Annotated in this window: 12 protein-coding genes; 6 read left to right on the plus strand and 6 right to left on the minus strand. The window is 70.5% G+C overall.

Features of this window, described 5'->3' with window-relative positions:
- The first annotated feature begins 226 nt into the window (after positions 1-226).
- From ABD369_RS06090 to ABD369_RS06110, 5 genes are all read left to right on the plus strand, one after another.
- Positions 227-1,144: a DUF4231 domain-containing protein gene (locus ABD369_RS06090; RefSeq protein ID WP_344635175.1), complete on the plus strand. Its 918-nt coding sequence runs from the start codon at positions 227-229 to the stop codon at positions 1,142-1,144.
- A 302-nt stretch (positions 1,145-1,446) separates the two neighbouring features.
- Positions 1,447-3,372 carry a 1-deoxy-D-xylulose-5-phosphate synthase gene (gene dxs, locus ABD369_RS06095; RefSeq protein WP_344635176.1) on the plus strand — a complete coding sequence of 642 codons (1,926 nt, stop codon included), beginning with the start codon at positions 1,447-1,449 and terminating at the stop codon, positions 3,370-3,372.
- 187 nt (positions 3,373-3,559) lie between these two features.
- Entirely contained in the window at positions 3,560-5,095 is a 1,536-nt protein-coding gene (locus tag ABD369_RS06100) for an ArnT family glycosyltransferase (protein WP_344635177.1), read from the plus strand.
- A gap of 185 nt (positions 5,096-5,280) precedes the next feature.
- Positions 5,281-6,399 carry a CDP-alcohol phosphatidyltransferase family protein gene (locus tag ABD369_RS06105; RefSeq protein ID WP_344635178.1) on the plus strand — a complete coding sequence of 373 codons (1,119 nt, stop codon included), beginning with the start codon at positions 5,281-5,283 and terminating at the stop codon, positions 6,397-6,399.
- A 6-nt stretch (positions 6,400-6,405) separates the two neighbouring features.
- Positions 6,406-10,827, plus strand: a complete 4,422-nt coding sequence (locus ABD369_RS06110) for a bifunctional glycosyltransferase/CDP-glycerol:glycerophosphate glycerophosphotransferase (RefSeq protein ID WP_344635179.1) — start codon at positions 6,406-6,408, stop codon at positions 10,825-10,827.
- On the opposite strand, the gene ABD369_RS06115 is transcribed toward ABD369_RS06110, so the two are convergent.
- From ABD369_RS06115 to ABD369_RS06130, 4 genes are read right to left on the minus strand one after another with little or no spacing between them, the layout of a single operon-like run.
- Complete coding sequence (locus ABD369_RS06115; protein WP_344635180.1) at positions 10,818-12,149, minus strand: phosphodiester glycosidase family protein; 1,332 nt, start codon at positions 12,147-12,149, stop codon at positions 10,818-10,820. The genes ABD369_RS06110 and ABD369_RS06115 overlap by 10 nt on opposite strands.
- A gap of 11 nt (positions 12,150-12,160) precedes the next feature.
- On the minus strand, positions 12,161-12,859 hold the full coding sequence (locus ABD369_RS06120) for a peptidase inhibitor family I36 protein (RefSeq protein ID WP_344635181.1): 699 nt from the start codon (positions 12,857-12,859) through the stop codon (positions 12,161-12,163).
- A 14-nt stretch (positions 12,860-12,873) separates the two neighbouring features.
- Complete coding sequence (locus ABD369_RS06125) at positions 12,874-13,632, minus strand: Ig-like domain-containing protein (RefSeq protein ID WP_344635182.1); 759 nt, start codon at positions 13,630-13,632, stop codon at positions 12,874-12,876.
- A gap of 43 nt (positions 13,633-13,675) precedes the next feature.
- Positions 13,676-14,419, minus strand: coding sequence for a rhamnogalacturonan acetylesterase (locus tag ABD369_RS06130; protein ID WP_344635183.1), 744 nt, complete (start codon positions 14,417-14,419; stop codon positions 13,676-13,678).
- A gap of 270 nt (positions 14,420-14,689) precedes the next feature.
- On the opposite strand from ABD369_RS06130, the gene ABD369_RS06135 reads away from it, so the two are divergent.
- Positions 14,690-15,616, plus strand: a complete 927-nt coding sequence (locus ABD369_RS06135; protein ID WP_344635184.1) for a rhamnogalacturonan acetylesterase — start codon at positions 14,690-14,692, stop codon at positions 15,614-15,616.
- A gap of 76 nt (positions 15,617-15,692) precedes the next feature.
- On the opposite strand, the gene ABD369_RS06140 is transcribed toward ABD369_RS06135, so the two are convergent.
- On the minus strand, positions 15,693-17,825 hold the full coding sequence (locus tag ABD369_RS06140; RefSeq protein WP_344635185.1) for a 3-hydroxyacyl-CoA dehydrogenase NAD-binding domain-containing protein: 2,133 nt from the start codon (positions 17,823-17,825) through the stop codon (positions 15,693-15,695).
- A 2-nt stretch (positions 17,826-17,827) separates the two neighbouring features.
- On the minus strand, positions 17,828-19,045 hold the full coding sequence (locus ABD369_RS06145; protein WP_344635186.1) for a thiolase family protein: 1,218 nt from the start codon (positions 19,043-19,045) through the stop codon (positions 17,828-17,830).
- Positions 19,046-19,132 lie beyond the last annotated feature (87 nt).

Consider the following 19,132-nt stretch of genomic DNA (forward strand, 5'->3'; position numbering starts at 1 on the left):
CCAACACTCCTCACTCCGGCACTCCCTCCTTCGTCGGTCGCTTGTCGTTCGTCGCTTTCGGCTTCGGCGCGCCGCCCCCAGCCTTCGGCTGGGGGTGCCCCCTCGGCTCGGGGCGGCACCGGCGCGCCCTTCGGATCGGGGGTGTTGCCTGTCCGAAAAGCATGCTGTGTGCGGGAGTTGAGGCTGGGCATACTGCCTGCTGACGGGGCGTGAGGGGGAGCGGCAGATGGTGCAGCAGGATCCACCGGGCAGCGGCGAGGCCGAGCTTCTTCCCGAGCCGTTCTGGACGGCCGACCGGGCCTCCCTCGAAGGCCAGGCGCGCACCCTGCGCTGGTACCGCTGGCAGATCCTGCTGCTGGTGGCGGCCGCGGTGGTCAGCGTGCTGCCGGGAGCGCGCCACGGCACCGACCTCACCCCGCTGGTCTCCGTCGCCGCCTTCATGGGCGCGGGCTACTTCTGGTACCGCCTGCGCGGCGCCAACCCGCAGGGCCGCTGGTACGAGGCCCGGGCCGCCGCCGAGTCGGTGAAGACCCTGGCCTGGAAGTACGCGGTCCGGGCGCAGCCCTTCGAGGGCCCCGCCGACTCACTGGAGGCGGAGAACCGCTACCTGCTCCAGCTGACCGACGTGATGCGGGCGTTCGACGACCCGGAGATCGTGCCGCCCGGGACGCAGGCGGAGATCACCGACGGGATGCGGCAGTTGCGGGCCGGTGAGCTGGCCCTCCGGCGGACCAGGTACCTGCGGGCCCGGGTGGACGGGCAGCGCGTCTGGTACCGCTCGCGGGCCGAGGCCTGCGAGTCGCAGGCGGTGTCCTGGGGGCTGGCCACGGTCGCCCTGATGATCGTCGGTGGTGCCGCTGCGGTGGCCCAGGTGGCCGGCGCGCTCTCGGTCCAGGCCTTCGGCGCCTGCGCGGCGGCCGCCGCCGCGGTGATCGCCTGGACCCAGCTCAAGCAGCTGCGGCCGCTCGCCGCCGCGTACCTGCTGGCGGCCCGGGAGCTGGAGATCGTCTCCGGGCAGCTGTCCGCCATGGACCTCAACGCGGAGGACTCCGAGTCCACTTGGGCCAAACTGGCCGCGGACGCCGAGGAGGCCGTCTCCCGCGAGCACACCACCTGGCGGGCCCGCCGGGCCTTCCCGCGGTAGCCGCCGAAAGGCGCGGGAAGATCCCTCGAACACGCCCCGCGCGGTCGGGCGCGGACGGGTGGCCCCGCGCCGTGGCCCTTCCCGCGTTCCCGGGGCGCCGCCGGGCGGCCCCGGGCCGAGCGGTAAAATCAGCGGCTTGGGCTCGGATGTGCGGAAGGTGCACGGCCCGTCGCGGAAGTCCGAGTTGTGGACATTAGACTCGACCAGCCGGACGTGACGGTACCCGCCGAGCGCGCCGGTACAACGGGCAGCGAGGCCCGCCGGGCCCGAAGGCCTGAGACCCTTTGAACGAGGAGGAACGGGTGGCCCTGCTGACCCGCATTCGGGGACCGCGCGATCTCGACCGGCTCACCATGCCGCAGCTGGCCGCGCTGGCCCAGGAGATCCGCGGCTTCCTGGTCGAAGAGGTCTCCAAGACGGGTGGCCACCTCGGGCCGAACCTGGGTGTGGTGGAGCTCACCATCGCGCTGCACCGGGTCTTCGACTCCCCGCGCGACCGGATCCTCTTCGACACCGGCCACCAGAGCTACGTCCACAAGCTGCTCACCGGCCGGCAGGACTTCTCGCGCCTGAAGATGAAGGGCGGCCTCTCCGGCTACCCGTCCCGCGCCGAGTCCGAGCACGACGTGATCGAGAACTCGCACGCCTCCACCGTCCTCGGTTACGCCGACGGCCTGGCCAAGGCCAACAAGATCCAGGGCCACCGGGACCGCCCGGTGGTCGCGGTGATCGGCGACGGCGCGCTCACCGGGGGCATGGCCTGGGAGGCGCTCAACAACATCGCGGACTGCAAGGACCTGCCGGTCGTCATCGTCGTCAACGACAACGAGCGCTCCTACTCGCCGACCATCGGCGGCCTGGCCAACCACCTCGCCACGCTGCGCACCACCCAGAACTACGAGCGCTTCCTGACCTGGGGCAAGGAGGCGCTGCAGCGCACACCCGTGGTCGGCCAGCCGCTGTTCGACACCCTGCACGGCGCCAAGAAGGGCCTCAAGGACTTCATCGCCCCGCAGGGCATGTTCGAGGACCTGGGCCTGAAGTACATCGGTCCGATCGACGGCCACGACCTGCAGGCGCTGGAGTCGGCCCTCACCAAGGCGCGCGGCTTCGGCGGCCCGGTGATCGTGCACTGCATCACCGAGAAGGGCCGCGGCTACCACGCCGCCGAGCAGAACGACGAGGACCGCTTCCACGCGGTCGGCGTGATCCACCCGGAGACCGGCCTGCCGATCAAGAGCGCGGGCAAGGACTGGACCTCGGTCTTCGGCGAGGAGATGGTCGCCCTCGGCCGGGAGCGCAAGGACATCGTGGCGATCACCGCCGCGATGCTGCACCCGGTGGGCCTGGCCCCGTTCGCCAAGGCGTTCCCGGACCGGATCTTCGACGTCGGCATCGCCGAGCAGCACGCCGCGGTCTCGGCCGCGGGTCTGGCCACCAACGGCCTGCACCCGGTGGTCGCGGTGTACGCGACCTTCCTGAACCGGGCCTTCGACCAGGTCCTGATGGACGTCGCCCTGCACAAGCTCGGCGTCACCTTCGTGCTCGACCGCGCGGGTGTCACCGGCACCGACGGCGCCTCGCACAACGGCATGTGGGACATGTCGATCCTGCAGGTCGTCCCCGGCCTGCGGCTCGCCGCGCCGCGCGACGCCGACCAGGTCAGGGCCCAGCTGCGTGAGGCCGTCGAGGTCGGGGACGCGCCCACCGTGGTCCGCTACTCCAAGGGCACGGTCGGCCCCGCAGTCCCGTCCCTGGGCCGGATCGGCGGCATGGACGTGCTGCGCGGGCGCCTCTCGTCCGACTCCTCGGCCGGGTCCGACGGCGACAAGCGCGCCGACGTGCTGATCGTCTCGGTCGGCGCGATGGCCACCGTCTGCCTGGAGGCCGCCGAGCTGCTGGCCGCCCAGGGCATCACCTCCACCGTGGTGGACCCGCGCTGGGTCAAGCCGGTGGACGCCGCCCTGCCGGGCCTGGCCGCCGAGCACCGGATGGTCGTCACGGTCGAGGACAACGGCCGCACCGGCGGCGTCGGCGCCGCGATCGCCCAGGCGCTGCGCGACGCGGACGTGGACCTGCCGCTGCGCGACTTCGGCATCCCGCAGGAGTTCCTCGACCACGCCAAGCGCGAGGAGATCCTGGCCGAGATCGGCCTGACCGCGCCGGACATCGCGCGCAAGGTCACCGAGGCGGTGGCCCGGCTGGACCGGGTCACCGTCGAGGCCTGACCCCACGCGGAACGGACGCCCGCCGTACGGGGCCCCACAGCCCCGTACGGCGGCGTGACGAAGGACACTTCCGGCCGGTCCGTCGGCGCTCAACCACGCACGGGCATATCGGACGACTGTCACATGAGCTGACTGAATGGCGGGACCAGCGCCACCCGAGTCGGTCCCGCCGGGTAGTTTGTCACCTGTGCTTGACTCCCCCACTCGTGTGGCACCGCCCGCCCGTCTGACCGACCGCCCGCACCGGCGGCTGCTCGGGCACGTCCGCACGGGGTACTGGACCAGAGTCGTCCCGGTGCTGACCCTGCTGGCGGTGGTCACCCACATCCCGTCCTTCATCCGCCCGGTCTGGAGCCCGGACGAGGGCTACCTGGCCACCCAGGCCCGGATGCTGGCGGGAGGCGGTGTGCTCTACGACACCGTGGTCGACCGCAAGCCCCCGCTGCTGCCCTGGCTGTACGAGGCGTGCTTCGCGGTCTTCGGCTCGCTCTCGCTCTGGCCGCTGCGGGTTCTGGCGATCGTGGCGCACCTGGTCACCGCGATCCTGCTGGCCTCGCTCTCGCGCGGGCGCTGGGGCAACCGCGCCGGTGCCTTCGCCGGGGCGCTCTACCTGCTGATCTCCATCGGGCTCTCCCCGGAGGACACCCAGGCGGCGACCTTCGAGGTCTTCATGCTCCCGGCCATGGTGGCCGCCTTCCGGTACGCCGAGCGGCGGCGCTGGCTGGCGGCCGGCATCGCGGTGGCGCTCTGCTCGCTCACCAAGCAGACCGGCGGGGCGGTGCTGATGCCGGTGCTCTGGATGCTCTGGCAGGACGCCCGGCACCGCGGGGTGGCCTGGAAGTCCGCGCTGGCCAAGGTCTGCTTCGGTTTCGCGTTGCCGATAGCGCTGGTCGCGGTGATCCTCACCAAGCCCAAGGGCTTCCTGTTCTGGGTGGTCACCGGCAGCGGCGACTACGCCTCGCTGGACGGCGCCTGGCTGCAGATGCTCGGCCGCGCCCTCGGCAACGCGGGCATCCTGCTGGCCGCCGCGCTGGGCTTCCTGGCCCCGGTGGGCCGCCGGCTCTGGCTGAGGTACCGCGGTCGCCCGGTCCAGGAGCCGGCCGGCCAGGAGCACGGCTCGACCGCCGACCTGTGGGTCTGGCTGCTCTCCTCGGTCATCGCGGTCTGCACCGGCTTCCACTTCTTCGGCCACTACTACCTGCAGCTGATGCCGCCGCTGGTGCTGCTCGGGGTGGGCGCGGTGTGCACCTCGCGGATCCGCTGGCGGCCGGTACTGGTGTACACCACGGTCGCCGCGACGGTGTTCTGGGGTCTGGCACTGTTCTGGCCGGGCCAGAAGATGAACCACACCACCGAGGTCGCCACCACCATCGCCGAGCAGACCACGCCCAAGGACAAGGTCCTGGTCTGGGGCATGCACCCGGAGCTGTACTGGCTGTCCGACCGCAAGCCGGTCACCCGCTACCTGACGGCGGGTTTCCTGACCAACTACAGCGGCGGCAAGGACACCGCCCAGAACGTCGGCGAGCAGTACAGCGTCGCCGACGCCTGGCAGGCCTTCGATCAGGAACTCTCCGCGGGACTGCCCGAGGTGGTGGTGGACGACTCCGGCCACGCGCCCTACCAGCCGGTGCTGGTACCGCGGATCGAAAGTCTGCTGGACAGCAGGTACGAGGTCGTGGCGGTGAACGCCGACACCGTCATCTACCGGTTGAAGAAGTGACGAATCGCCCGTATCGGGTAACTGATGGCGCGTGACCATTCCTTGGCAATGCCGTATTCAAGCGGACATCGCCGCCCGGTAATCTGTTCATGAGATCATGCTGAGCTCATGGCACCAGACCCAGCGACCCACACCGCGATCCCACGGGGCCAGCACGAAGTTCTAGGAAGGGACCGTGGCAAGCGGTGGCGTTGGCCGGTGACATGAACGACGACTCCTCGGAGGCGCGGGTGGCGGGGCGGGGCTCGCACCGCAGAACCATGACCCTCGGCGAGGTCAAGGACCGCACGCTGAAGAAGCGTGACGCCTGGTGGACCGTGGTCCTGGTGGACCCGGTGGCCACCCCGCTGGTCCGATGGGTCGCCCGCCACACCCGGATCACCCCCAACCAGATCACCTGGGCCGCGCTCTTCCTCGGCCTCGGCTCGGCCTGGCTCTACGCCCTCGGCGACCGCACCTCGCTGCTGCTCGGCGCCGGCCTCTACCACCTGAGCTTCATCCTCGACTGCATGGACGGGAAGCTGGCCCGGCTGACCGGCAACGGCAGCATCTTCGGCGCCTGGCTGGACTACGTCTTCGACCGGATCCGGGTCGTCGTCTGCGCGCTCTGCCTGATGGTCGGCCAGTTCCGTGCCAACCCGACCGAGATGTACTTCTGGCTGGCCATCCTGGTCATCTTCCTCGACATGATCCGCTACGTGAACGCGCTGCAGATCTACAAGATGCGCCAGGGCATGCGGAAGAAGCTGGAGACGGTCAGCGGCGGCAGCACCGCCGGGGTCAGCGGCAAGTCGCTGCTCTTCATGGAGGACCTGCTCCGCGACAACCCCGAACTCGACACCGCCCAGCCCGAGATCGTCCAGGCCCAGGTGCTGCTGGAGACCCAGGACGCCGAGATCGTCGACCTGCACCAGGGCTTCCGGAAGAACTTCCCCTGGTACATGAGGGCCCGCAACTTCCTCAAGCGGCACCGCATCCGCACCCACCTGATCAGCGGCATCGAGTTCCAGATGGGCGTCTTCATCGTCGCCCCGCTGGTCGGCCGGATCGGCCAGGTCACCGTGGCGGTCTCGGTGGGCCTGGCGCTCTTCGAGCTCGCCATCCTCTACAAGTTCTGGCTCTCCACCAAGGACTTCGAGCGGACCATGGCCGACATGGCCCAGCGCAAGCGCCGCCGGGACCTGGAGATCGCCGCCGGCCTGCGCAACCCGGACCGGACCGAGCGGGAGCAGGGCAGGAAGCCCGTGCGGTCGTTCCAGGCGGAACAGGACGTCCCGACCGTGTCCCTGCGTACCATCCGGTGAGCCGCTTTGCACAGCAGTACTGAGTACGTGACGTCCCCCTCCCCGGCCGTCTCGGTGGTGATCGCCGCCTACAACGCGGCCGGTACGGTCGGCCGGGCGATCCAGTCGGCGCAGCTGCAGACCCTGGACGCGATCGAGATCCTGGTGGTCGACGACCACTCCCAGGACAACACCGTCGAACTGGTCCAGGGCTTCGCCCAGGCCGACCCGCGGATCCGGCTGATACCCCGCCAGGCCAACAGCGGCGGGGTCGGCGCGCCCCGCAACGACGGCGTCGCGGCGGCCACCGGCACCTACGTGATGTTCCTGGACGCCGACGACGAGCTGCCCAACAAGGCCTGCGAGGAGCTGCTGGAGTCCGCGCTGCGCACCGGCGCCGACCTCACCGTCGGCCGGGCGGTGCGGGTCAACGTGGAGACCGGCGAGCCCAAGGTCTGGGCCGCGGACCTGCACGCCGACCCGGAGGAGCGGCACTTCGCCGGCATCCGGGACTACCCGGACCTGCTCACCGACCCGATCGCCGCCGCCAAGCTCTACCGCCGCGAGTACCTGCTGCGCGGCAACGTCCGCTTCCCCGAGGGCGTGTTCTACGAGGACACCCTGTTCTCCACCGTGGCGTACGCCTGCGCCCAGGGCATCGTCATCATCCCGCGGCCCGTCTACCGCTGGCTGTACGAGACCAGCTCCGAGACGCCCTCGATCACCCGGCGGCTCGGCGAGATCCGCAGCATCGCCGACCGGGTCTGGGTGCACCAGCAGGCCGACGAGTTCCTGATCGCCCGGGGCGCGTACGACCTGAAGATCCGCAAGGACCTCAAGTTCCTCGCCCATGACCTGAAGCTCTACATGGGCGCGCTGCGCGCCGGCGACGACGAGTACCGGGCCGCCTTCCAGCGGATCACCGCCGAGTACCTGGAGACCATCAGCCCCGAGGCGTACGAGCGCTGCGGGGTGATCGAGCGGATCCGGGCCTACTGCCTGCGGCACGGCCTGCTGGACGCGGCGGTCGCCACCGCCGACTTCGTCCAGCGCCGCTCGGTGGTCTCCAGCGACGTGGTGGAGCGCGACGGCAAGGTGTACTGGACGGCGGCCGGGCTGCACCTGCCGGACGCCGAGCTCCACTTGGACGCCACCCTGCTCGGCCTGCACACCGCCGAGTTCGCCGACGCCAAGCTGTTCAACCAGGTGGTGCACTTCCAGGTGGACGGCCAGCGGATCGAGCTCGCGGGCGAGATCCACAACCAGTTCGGCCGGATCGGCCTCAAGGACCAGCTCACCCTCAAGGGCATCGTCCGCAAGGGCAAGGGCGTGGCCTACGAGTACCCGGTCGAGCTCTTCTCGGTCGACACCCGGGTGATCCGCTACCGGGCCACACTCGACATCGACGAGGTCGGCCGGGCGCTGAAGGCGGGCGGCCGGTGGAACTTCCTGATGCAGGTGCTGTGGAACGGCAAGCGCCACACCACCGCGCTGTGCATCCGCGGGCACGAGCTCGGCGAGTACCGTTTCGAGGTCGGCAAGGCCCTGTTCGAGGCGTACGAGACGGTCAGCGGCAACCTGTGCATGCGCACCGCCGCCGAGCACCTGGAGCTGGTCGCGGCGAGCAAGCGCTCCAGCGTGGACTGGCAGTGGTTCACGCGTGAGACGGGCGTCCCCGCGGTGCCCGAGCAGCCGGAGCGGTACACCGCGGCCATCGTGGTGCCCTGCCACAACGCCGAGGCCACCCTGCTGGACTGCCTCTGGTCGATCGGCGTGCAGCGCGGTATCGAACGGGCCCAGGTCATCCTGGTCGACGACGGCTCCACCGACGGCACGGCCGGGATCCTGCAGTCCTTCGCCGCGTACCGGTCGAACGTCACCGTGATCTCGCAGGCCCGCCAGGGCGCCGGCGCGGCCCGCAACGCCGGTCTCGGCAAGGTCGGCGCGCCCTGGGTGATGTTCGTGGACGCCGACGACGTGCTGGCCAGGAACGCCCTGCACAACCTGCTGATGGCCGCCCGCGAGGACTTCGCCGACGTGATCATGGGCGACGTCGCGCAGTTCCCGATGCAGTCCACCACCCCGCCGCCGTGGCAGCGCTACTTCGGCAACGGCGACCGCACGATCAGGAACCTGACCGACACCCCCTTCCTGCTCTTCGCCGACGGCATCGGCGGCAAACTCTTCAAGACCCTCAAACTGGCCGAGTACGGGCTTCGCTTCGGCGAGGGCCTGCACTTCGACGAGGCATGGCTGGCGCTGCCCGCACTGCTGCGGGCCCGCAAGATCAGTCTGGTGGACCGGACCGTCTACCTGGAGCGGATGGAGGAGAAGCGCGGCTCCTTCCTGGACTCGCCGTGGAACCACCCGCAGCGCTCCCGTGACCTGCTCCAACTCCACCTGGGACTGCTGGCGTTCACCGAGCAGGACGAGCCCAGGGTCCGCGAGACGGTCTTCCGGATGGTGGTCCGCAACTACCAGCCGTACCTGCGCAGCCTGCACCGGATCATGAGCCGCCCGGCGCTGGCCGAGATCTTCCCGGCGGTCTGCGCCCAGTACGCGCCGATCCCCGACGAGTTGATCAGGCAGTACGCGGTCCAGCCGCAGTCCCGGCTGCTGCACTACGCCGCCAAGACCGGCCTGCTGGACGTCTTCTGCGATCCGGCCGAGCAGCCGGTGGACCGTCCGCAGCTCTACGCGGACGCCGACGGGCTCTACCGCCAATTGGCGGGCGCCCAGACCGAGTCCGGCCTGCTGCGGGTCGACAAGCAGAGCGCGATCCTGGAGGCGGCCGAAGTCGCCGGCGGGGTACTGCACCTCGAGGGCCTGCTCTCGATGACCGGCGTGGACCTCGCCGAGCCCCTGCACAACCGTCTTGAACTGGTGCTGCGTTCGGACCGCGGCGAGGTCGCCGCACCGCTGGAGCAGGACTACCGGCGCGACCGCTGGCACGTGCGCAAGGAGAAGGACCTGTACGCGGGCTTCCACGCCCGCCTGCAGGACGGCCACCTCGCCCAGGCGGGCCCGGGCCGGCAGGAGCTCTTCGTCCGGATCAACGACGGCGACGGAGAGCACCGGGTGGACATCCCGGTCACCGCGCGGATGTCGCTGCACCGCTACAAGGGCGTCCACCGGATCAGCCGGCGCCGGTACGAGCTGACCGTGGACGCGCACGGCACCGTCCGCCTGAACGTCCTCGCCCGGTCGGCCTTCGGCCGAGTCCCCGGCGCGCTGCGCCGCGGCGCCCGCCAGGTCCGCTGGAGCCTGCCCGGCCGCACGGGCTGGCGCACCAGGCTCGGCTACTGGCTGACGCACCCGCTGCTGCACCACCGCAACATCTGGATCATCGGCGAGCGCCAGGACACCGCCCAGGACAACGGCCTGCACTTCTTTCGCTGGATGCGGAAGAACAAGAAGCGCCGCAACGCCTACTACGTGATCGAGCGGACCAGCCCGGACTGGGGCAAGGTCAAGAAGTACGGCAACGTGCTGGCCCACGGCTCCTTGCGGCACCGGCTGTACATGCTGCACGCCACCAATCTGATCAGCCCGTACGACCTGGAGGCCTACCTCACCCCGCGCGGCACCCACAAGCGCGCCTACCTGACCACCTACGGCGACCTGCTGCGCTACAAGCGGGTCTTCCTGCAGCACGGCGTCATCTACAACGACGTCTCGCAGTCCGCCCAGCGGCACGTCACCAGCGTGGACCTGTTCGTCACCTCCGCCGCCGCCGAGAACCGGTACATCGCCGAGGAGTTCGGTTACGGACCGGGGCGGATGGCGCAGACCGGGCTGCCGCGCTTCGACGCGCTGGAGCAGGTCCGCAAGGACCGGCGGATCCTGCTGATGCCCACCTGGCGCCGGGACATCGTGGCGCCCTCCTACAACCGGGCGGCCCAGCCGAAGATCCCCTTCGCCTCCTCGGAGTACTACCGCTTCTTCTCCGAGTTCATCAAGCACCCGCGGCTGCTCGCCGCACTCGAGCACTTCGGTGTGACGCTGGAGTTCTTCCCGCACTACGAGATCCGGCCCTACCTGCACCACTTCAGCACCGGACACCCCTCGGTCGAGGTGGCCGACCCGGCGACCCGGGACGTCCAGGACGCCATCAAGGAGTGCTCGCTGATGGTCACCGACTACTCGTCGGTGTTCTTCGACGTGGTCTACATGGGGACGCCGCTGATCTACGTCCCGTTCGACTTCGACGAGTTCTACAGCAAGCACTACCGGCTCGGGTACCTGAACATCCTCACCGAGGGCTTCGGCCCGGCCTGCCGCACGGTCGAGCACGCGGTCGACGAGGTGATCGCCTCGATGGCGGGAGGCTTCGTGATGCAGAGCCCCTACCGGGAGCGGGTGGAGGCCTTCTTCGGGCCCCGCGACACCCGTAACAGCGAGCGCGTCTTCAAGGCCGTCGAGGAGCTCAACCGCCGCCGTCAGCCCTGACCCGAGGGCGCCCGGTGCTGCACCCCGTACCCGCCCCAGGTCACCTGCACCATGTCGGAGACCGGGCGCTCGAAGCCGTCGGAGGGCTTGTTGACCAGGGCGCCGTCCACCACCAGGGTGGTGGAGCCGCCACCGTCGATGTTCAGCGCGTCGGTCGCGTCCAGCGCGGCGAGCAGGTTACCGAGCTGGTTGTAGTCCATGCCGGGCCGGTCGTCGTCGGCGTCGACGGTGACCAGCAGCACCTTGCCCTCGCCGTCCACGCCGACGACCGTCCTGGCGTGCCGGTCGCCGCCGGAGCCGCTGTAGGTGCTCTTGCCGTCCTGGCGCATGATCAGGCGTCCGGAGACGGCGTAGAGCGAGCGGCTGAGCGGGATCTCGTCGCCGAACCGGAGGTCGGTCACCTTCTCCGTCACCGTCAGCGAACTGCCCACCCTGGCATGGGCGGTGAGCCAGTCGGCGCCGGCACCGATGCCCTGGAGCACCTTGCCGCCGGGCGGGATGTCGGTGCCGCCGCGCCCTCGGCCCAGCGAACGCACCGTCCCGCCGCGGTCCACCACGACCTCCACGCCCGGGTCGTCGGCGCTGTCGGCCTCCGAGCCCTCCAGCGGCCCGGGGGTGGGGATGCCGTACTCCGGGGTGAACAGCACGATCTCGTCGTCGTTGGCGAAGACCTGGGTGTCGGGCTTGGCTTCCAGGTCGCCCTGGAAGCCGACCAGCAGGTTCCCCTTGCTGGAGACCGGGCGCTCCCAGGGGATCCGGCCGGGGTGCCGATTGATGCCGTGCACCTCGGTGCTGGCTCCGCCGGCCGAGACCGCGATGTCGGTCTTCAGGGTGGTGATGTACGGCCGGCCGTGCTGCATCAGCAGCACACCCCCGCCGCTGGCCTCGCTGAGCAGCACGCCCTGCTGGACGGAGACGCCTTCCGGATCGCCCTCGGGCAGCCGGTACTTGTTCATCAGGTCGTCGTCGAAGAAGCTGCCGTTGACCCCGGCCGCCGGGCGCGGCACGAGGCTGGGGTCCCCGAGCACCTGGCTGACCTTCTTGACGGCACCCGACGCCGCGCCGACGCTGCTGCGCAGGGTCAGTGGGGCGATGTCCGGGTCCACCCGGAGCACGTTGACGGCGGCCCAGGTGTGCTTCCCGCCAGGGTAGGTGGTGCGGGTGACTCCGGGCGCCACGGTCGTGACGGCGGACGGCTGGCCCAGCACGCCGGCGGCGTCGGCGTGCGCCCGCCCGGAGGGCGGGGTGACGGTCAGCGCGGCCGCCGTCGCACCGGCCAGTGCGAGGCGGCGCAGCCCGTGCGGTCGGGAGCTGGTGCGCATCTGGTCCTCCGTCAGCACTCGGAAGGGTCGTCGACCAGCCGGTGCGAGCCGACGGCCGTCTGGTACGGGGCGCCCAGGGTGGTGCTGCTGCCGGGCGGCACCACGAAGGAGTCGTAGTGCTGTCCGTCCGGTGCCGTCCACTGGCCGCGGTAGCCGGGAGCGGGGTAGAGGCAGGCGGCCTGGACGGAGCGGTTCCAGACCGAGCCCGCGCCGCCGTGCCAGTCTGAGCCGTACTCGGGCGCGGCGGCGGTCCAGTACTGCATCGGCCCGCGACCGCTGGGTTCCCGGAACAGGCAGAGCGAACGCTCGGGGCAGCGCTCGTAGTCGCTGAGACAGCCCGCCTGGGACTTCGCGGCCTTGATCGAGGCGACCGAGGGCGTGGCGGAACCCTTCATGTCCTGCGTCCCGCCCGGCGGGACCTTGCCGACCCGGCCGCCGAAGGAGGGCTTCTCGTACAGGCAGGCCCAGTACTGGCTGCTGTTGCGCACGGTGCGGACCGGTCCGCCGGAGCCGGTGAGGTCCCAGGCCGCTGCCGGGGCGGACGCCGTCATGAGGGTGCCGTCCTTGCCGCCGTAGAGGCAGAAGCTGCCGGCCGGGCACCGCGCGGCGCGATCGGGCTGGGTGGAGTACCGGACGCCGACGTAGGCGCAGATCAGTGCCAGCAGGATCGCCATGACGCCCGTGACGGCTCTGCGAGAGGGGGTGGTCACGTATGGGTTGCTTCCTACCCCACCGGGTATCCGGACGCCGCCTGCCCCGCGGGGGCGGCGAGCATGCCCGGAGTCTCGTAGGGATGGCCGACGAAGACGGTGATCTCGCCCCGTGCGATCCGGTGCGCGGCGTCCTCGACCGTGTAGAACAGCCGGTCGTAGCCGATGAATCCCTGCTCGGGGTAGTAGGTCACGGTGCCGTCCGGCGTGACGCCGATCATGCCGTGCCTGGGCGGGGAGACGCCGATCAGCCGGGCGGCGGGCGCGAGTTCGGCGGCCAGCACCGGCAGGACCCCGGTGCCGCCGGGGGTGACGATCAGCAGTTTCGGCGGTGCGACCACCGGGCGCAGCCGGTAGGCGACCTGGCCGAGCGCCCGGCAGCCGTTCAGCTTCTGCCCCTCCCGGGCGATCACACCGGCGGAGACCGTGGGCATCAGTACGCCGTCCGGCGCCACGTTCTGGTTGATGACCAGGGAGAAGGTCGCGCTCCGGGGCGTGTTGGCGGTCGTGTAGGTGGCGTAGCGGCTCTGCTTCTCCAGATGGCCGAGCCCGCGGACGCGCTTGACGGTGGCGACCGTGTTGTAGGACTCCTCCATCAGGTAGCCGTAGAAGCGGAAGCCCGGGCCGACGGGGTTGAGGGTCAGCGTGAAGTCCACCTGCTGGCCGGGCAGCAGCGGCTGGGCCGGGTCGGTCTCCGAGGTCAGGTCGAGCGTCACGGACAGCTCGGGGTGCTGCTGGTGCACCGCCCGGACGCGGGATATCAGGTGTTCCATCAGCCGGCCCCTCCCGAGAGCCGTGCCGGAGCCTGCCGGGCGCTCACCGCACCGCCCCGGTCGAGACGGTACGGGCCTTCACCAGGGCGTCGTGGGTCCCGTCGTCGAGCCAGCCCATCGCCTCCGGCGGGAACTGCGGTTGCTCCAGGTTGACTATCCAGTGCGCGGGGACGATGCCCCGCTCGGCCAGCGTCCTGGCGACGAAGCGCGAGCACTCGATGGCGCCGACCGGCCGCATGTGGGTGTTGTCCTCGATGCCCTCGGGGTAGTTGGGGGACTCACCGGGCGCCAGGTACAGGAAGATCCCCTTGGTGCCCTCCGGGCCGAGCTGGGACCACCAGTCGAGGCTCTGCGCGTACAGGTCGATCAGCGGAGTGCAGGTCTGCGCCGCCAGCTCGCGCATCGCCGCCGGGTAGTGGCCCAGCGCCCAGAGCAGGTTGCCGTGGCCGTCGAAGCCCCGGCGCTCGTGGCTGGTCACCAGGACGGGGTGGGCCAGCCGCTCGCGGGCGCCGTCGATGTACAGGCGCAGGTAGTCCTGATAGCTGGTGAACGGCTTGGTGTGCCGGCCCGCGTCGGTCTTCTCGTCGATCAGGCCGAAGGAGATCAGCAGGTAGTCGCCGGGCATCAGGTGGTCGAGGATCCACTGGAGCCGGCCGCGGTCCGCGAAGCTCTTGGAACTCGCCCCCGGCCGGGCGCAGTTGACGACCTCGACCTCAGGGTGGACGAAGAGCTGCAGGGTCTGCCCCCATCCCGTCATCGGGATGAAGCTGGTCTGACGGGTCGCCATGCTGGAGTCACCCGCCAGGAACACCTTGGGTGGGCGTGGCCCTCCGTACTGCATGACCGTCCTTCTGCGCGGTGCGTACCCGTCGCGCTCGCGTGGTCGCCACCGGGTAAATAGTGGGCAAATAGACCGTCACTCTAGCCGACCTCCCTGAGGTCGTCCATGAGTTCGGGCACCTCGCGGCGGGCCGGGACGGCCGGGCCGGTCCGATCCCGCTCGGAAGGTGCGGGTAGGCTCCGGCAGTCGACGGTGGCTGAGGGAGAGTGTGGCGCGGTGGCTGGCTGGAGGCTCGGTAGGACACAGGTGATCGGTGTGGTGGCCGCGCTGGTCGCGGTGGTGGCACTGGTGTGGGGCGGCACCGTGCTGTTCGGATCGGACGGCGGCGGGAAGAAGGGCACGGCCGGTGACGCGGGCGCCGACCCGGCGGCGACCGACCCCGCGGCGGGCGACCAGCCCTCGGCCCCCGCGGACGGCTCCGGCGGCCTGCCCCGGATCTACATCGCCGGTGACTCCACCGCGGCCACCTACGTGCCCAAGTTCGCGCCCCGGACGGGCTGGGGCGAGGCACTGCCGGTCTTCCTGAACCACGACAAGGTCAGTGTGAACAACTGGGCCAAGGTCGGGGCGAGTTCCAAGAGCTTCGTCGACGAGGGGCGGCTGGCCAAGATCCTGGCCGAGATCAGGAAGGGCGACTACCTGCTGATCGGCTTCGGCCACAACGACGAACGGCCCGAGCCGATCGTCCACACCGACCCGTTCGGCAGCTACCAGGACTACCTGCGCAAGTTCGTCGACGGCGCCCGCTCCAAGGGCGCCGTCCCGGTCCTGGTCACCCCGGCCGAGCGCTACCACTTCGACCAGGCGGGCCGGATCGCCCCCTCGCACGGGGAGTACCCGGCAGCCATGCGGCAGGTGGCGACCGAGGACAAGGTGCCGCTGGTCGACCTCACCACCCTCAGCACCGCACTGTGGAACGCCCACGGACCGCAGGGCGCCCTGAACGACTTCCTGTCGCTGGCGCCGGGCGAGTCGCCGAACTACCCCAAGGGCGTCCAGGACAAGACCCACTTCAAGACGCACGGCGCGATCGAGCTCGCCCAGCTGGTCGCCAAGCGGCTGTACGCCGAGCACGTCCTGCCCGCCGAGGACTTCCAGGGCCTGGAGCGCACGGACGTGCCCGATTCCGCCCTGGCGGGCTGAGAGCGACCGGAAGAACGGCCGTGGGGCCGGGACCGCAGCTGCGGTCCCGGCCCCACGGTGTTGCTGCGGCAGCCGCTCAGGCGGTCGGCACGGAGGCCACGCCCGGGGCCAGGAAGCGCTTGCCGTTGACGCGCTCCGAGACGCCCTCACGGTCCAGGTACGGGGTGAGCCCGCCCAGGTGGAAGGGCCAGCCGGCGCCGGTGATCATGCACAGGTCGATGTCCTGCGCCTCGCCGACGACGCCCTCGTCCAGCATCAGGCCGATCTCCTGCGCCACGGCCTCCAGGGCCTTGGCGAGGACCTGCTCCTCCGTCAGCACGGTGTCGCCGAAGGAGAGCAGCGCCAGGACCTCGGGGTCGATGACCTGCTGGCCGTCCTGCCAGATGTAGAAGCCGCGCTTGCCGGCCTTGACCAGCTTGGTGAGGTTCTCGGAGACGGTGTACCGGTCCGGGAAGGCCGCGGCGAGGGTCTCCGACACGTGCAGGGCGATGGCCGGGCCGACCAGCTCCAGCAGCACGATCGGGGACATCGGCAGGCCGAGCGGCAGCACGGCCTTCTCCACCGTCTCGATCGGGGTGCCCTCGTCGATGGCGCCCTGGATCGCGTCCATGAAGCGGAGCAGGATCCGGTTCACCACGAACGCCGGGGCGTCCTTGACCAGAACGGCGGTCTTCTTCAGCTTCTTGGCGACCGCGAAGGCGGTGGCCAGCGAGGCGTCGTCGGTCTTCTCCGCACGGACGATCTCCAGCAGCGGCAGGATCGCGACCGGGTTGAAGAAGTGGAAGCCGACCACGCGCTCCGGGTGCTGGAGCTTGGACGCCATCTCGGTGACCGACAGCGAGGAGGTGTTGGTGGCCAGGATCGTGGTCGGCGAGACCACGGCCTCCAGCTCGGCGAAGACGTTCTGCTTGACGCCCATCTCCTCGAACACGGCCTCGATCACGAAGTCCGCGTCGCCGAAGGCCACGGCCTTGTCCAGGTGGCCGGAGACCAGGCCCTTGAGCTTGTTGGCCTTGTCCTTGCCGATCCGGCCCTTCTCCAGCAGCTTCTCGATCTCGCCGTGGACGTAGCCCACGCCCTTGTCGATGCGCTCCTGGTCGATGTCGGTCAGCACGACCGGCACCTCCAGCCGGCGGGCGAACAGCAGCGCCAGCTGGGAGGCCATCAGGCCGGCGCCGACGACGCCGACCTTGGAGACCGGGCGGGCCAGCGACTTGTCCGGGGCTCCGAAGGGCCTCTTGGCCCGGCGCTGCACCAGGTTGAACGCGTAGATGCCGCTGCGCAGCTCGCCGCTCATGATGAGGTCGGCCAGCGCCACGTCCTCGGCGTCGAAGCCCGCCTGCAGGTCCTGGTCCTTGACCTGCTGGATGATGTCCAGCGCCTTGTAGGCGGCGGGAGCGGCCCCGTGCACCTTGGCGTCGGCGACCATCCGGCCCCAGGCGACGGCGTCGTCCCAGGCCTTGCCGCGGTCGATCTCCTCGCGCTCGACGACCGTCTCGCCCTTGAGGACCTTGGCCGCCCAGAGCAGCGACTGCTCCAGGAAGTCGGCCGGCTCGAACATCGCGTCGGCGATGCCGAGCTCGAAGACGTCCTTGCCCTTGAGCTGCTTGTTCTGGCTCATCGAGTTCTCGACGATGACCTTGACGGCCTTCGCCGGACCGATCAGGTTCGGCAGGATGGTGCAGCCGCCCCAGCCGGGGACCAGGCCGAGGAAGACCTCGGGCAGCGAGAACGCCGGGACGCCCGCGCTGACGGTGCGGTAGGTGCAGTGCAGGCCGACCTCGACACCGCCGCCCATCGCCGCGCCGTTGTAGAAGGCGAAGCTGGGGACGGGCAGCGCGGCGATCCGCTTGAAGACCTCGTGGCCGCCCTTGCCGATGGCCAGCGCGTCCTCGCGCTCCTTGAGGAGCTCGACGCCCTTGAGGTCGGCGCCGACCGCGAAGATGAACGGCTTGCCGGTGACGGCGACCGCGACGATCTTCTGCTCGGCGGCCTCGGCCTCGACCTGGTCCAGCGCCTCGGACAGCTTCAGCAGCGAGCCCGGGCCGAAGGTGGTCGGCTTGGTGTGGTCGAAGCCGTTGTCCAGGGTGATCAGCGCCAGCCTGCCCGCCTGCAGCGGCAGGTCGAGGTGGCGGACGTGCGCGGTGGTGACGACCTCGCCGGGGAACAGCTCGGCGCCGCGGGTCAGCAGCTCAGTGGTGCTCGTCATCGTCACTTACCACCCTCGAAGTGCGGGTTCTCCCAGATGACCGTTCCACCCATGCCGAAGCCGATGCACATGGAGGTCAGGCCGTAGCGGACGTCCGGGCGCTGCTCGAAGCGCCGGGCCAGCTGGGTCATCAGACGGACGCCGGAGGAGGCCAGCGGGTGGCCGAAGGCGATCGCACCACCGTACGGGTTGACGCGCTCGTCGTCGTCGGCGATGCCGAAGTGGTCGAGCATGGCCAGCACCTGGACGGCGAAGGCCTCGTTGATCTCGAACGCGCCGATGTCCTCGATCGTCAGGCCGGCCTTGGCCAGGGCCTTCTCGGTCGCCGGGACCGGGCCGATGCCCATGACCTCGGGCTCGACGCCCGCGAAGGCGTAGGAGACCAGGCGCATCTTGACCGGAAGGCCGAGCTCCTCGGCGACGTCCTCGGCGGCCAGCAGCGAGGCGGTGGCACCGTCGTTCAGACCGGCCGCGTTGCCGGCGGTGATGTTGCCGTGCGGGCGGAACGGGGTCTTGAGGCCCGCCAGCGACTCCATCGTGGTGCCCGGGCGCATCGGCTCGTCGACCGTCGCCAGGCCCCAGCCGGTCTCGCCGACCTCGGGGTTGGTGTTGCGGATCGCGATCGGCACCAGGTCGGGCTGGATGTCGCCGTTGGCGTACGCCTTGGCGGCCTTCTCCTGGGAGCGCACGGCGTAGGCGTCGCAGCGCTCCTTGGTGATGTGCGGGAAGCGGTCGTGCAGGTTCTCCGCCGTCATGCCCATGAACAGGGCGGACTCGTCGACCAGCTTCTCGGAGACGAACCGCGGGTTCGGGTCGACGCCCTCGCCCATCGGGTGGCGGCCCATGTGCTCGACGCCACCGGCGACGACGATGTCGTACGCGCCGAAGGCGATGCCGCCCGCGGTGGTGGTGACGGCGGTCATCGCGCCGGCGCACATGCGGTCGATGGCGTAGCCGGGAACGGACTTCGGCAGGCCGGCGAGCAGTCCGGCGGTACGGCCGATGGTCAGACCCTGGTCGCCGATCTGCGTGGTCGCGGCGATGGCGACCTCGTCGATGCGTTCGACGGGCAGGTTCGGGTTGCGGCGCACGAGCTCGCGGATGCACTTGACGACCAGGTCGTCGGCGCGGGTCTCGTGGTAGATGCCCTTCGGGCCGGCCTTGCCGAACGGGGTGCGGACGCCGTCGACGAAGACGACGTCCCTCGCGGTACGAGGCACGGGGGCTCTCCTCCCAGGGGACATGACGTTTAGCGCAGTCGACGTCACAGATGGAGCGGCGCTGCTTCACGGCCATGCTACCCGCCG

This window comes from Kitasatospora cystarginea, from assembly GCF_039533515.1.
In the GTDB taxonomy this organism is placed as follows: Bacteria; Actinomycetota; Actinomycetes; order Streptomycetales; family Streptomycetaceae; genus Kitasatospora; species Kitasatospora cystarginea.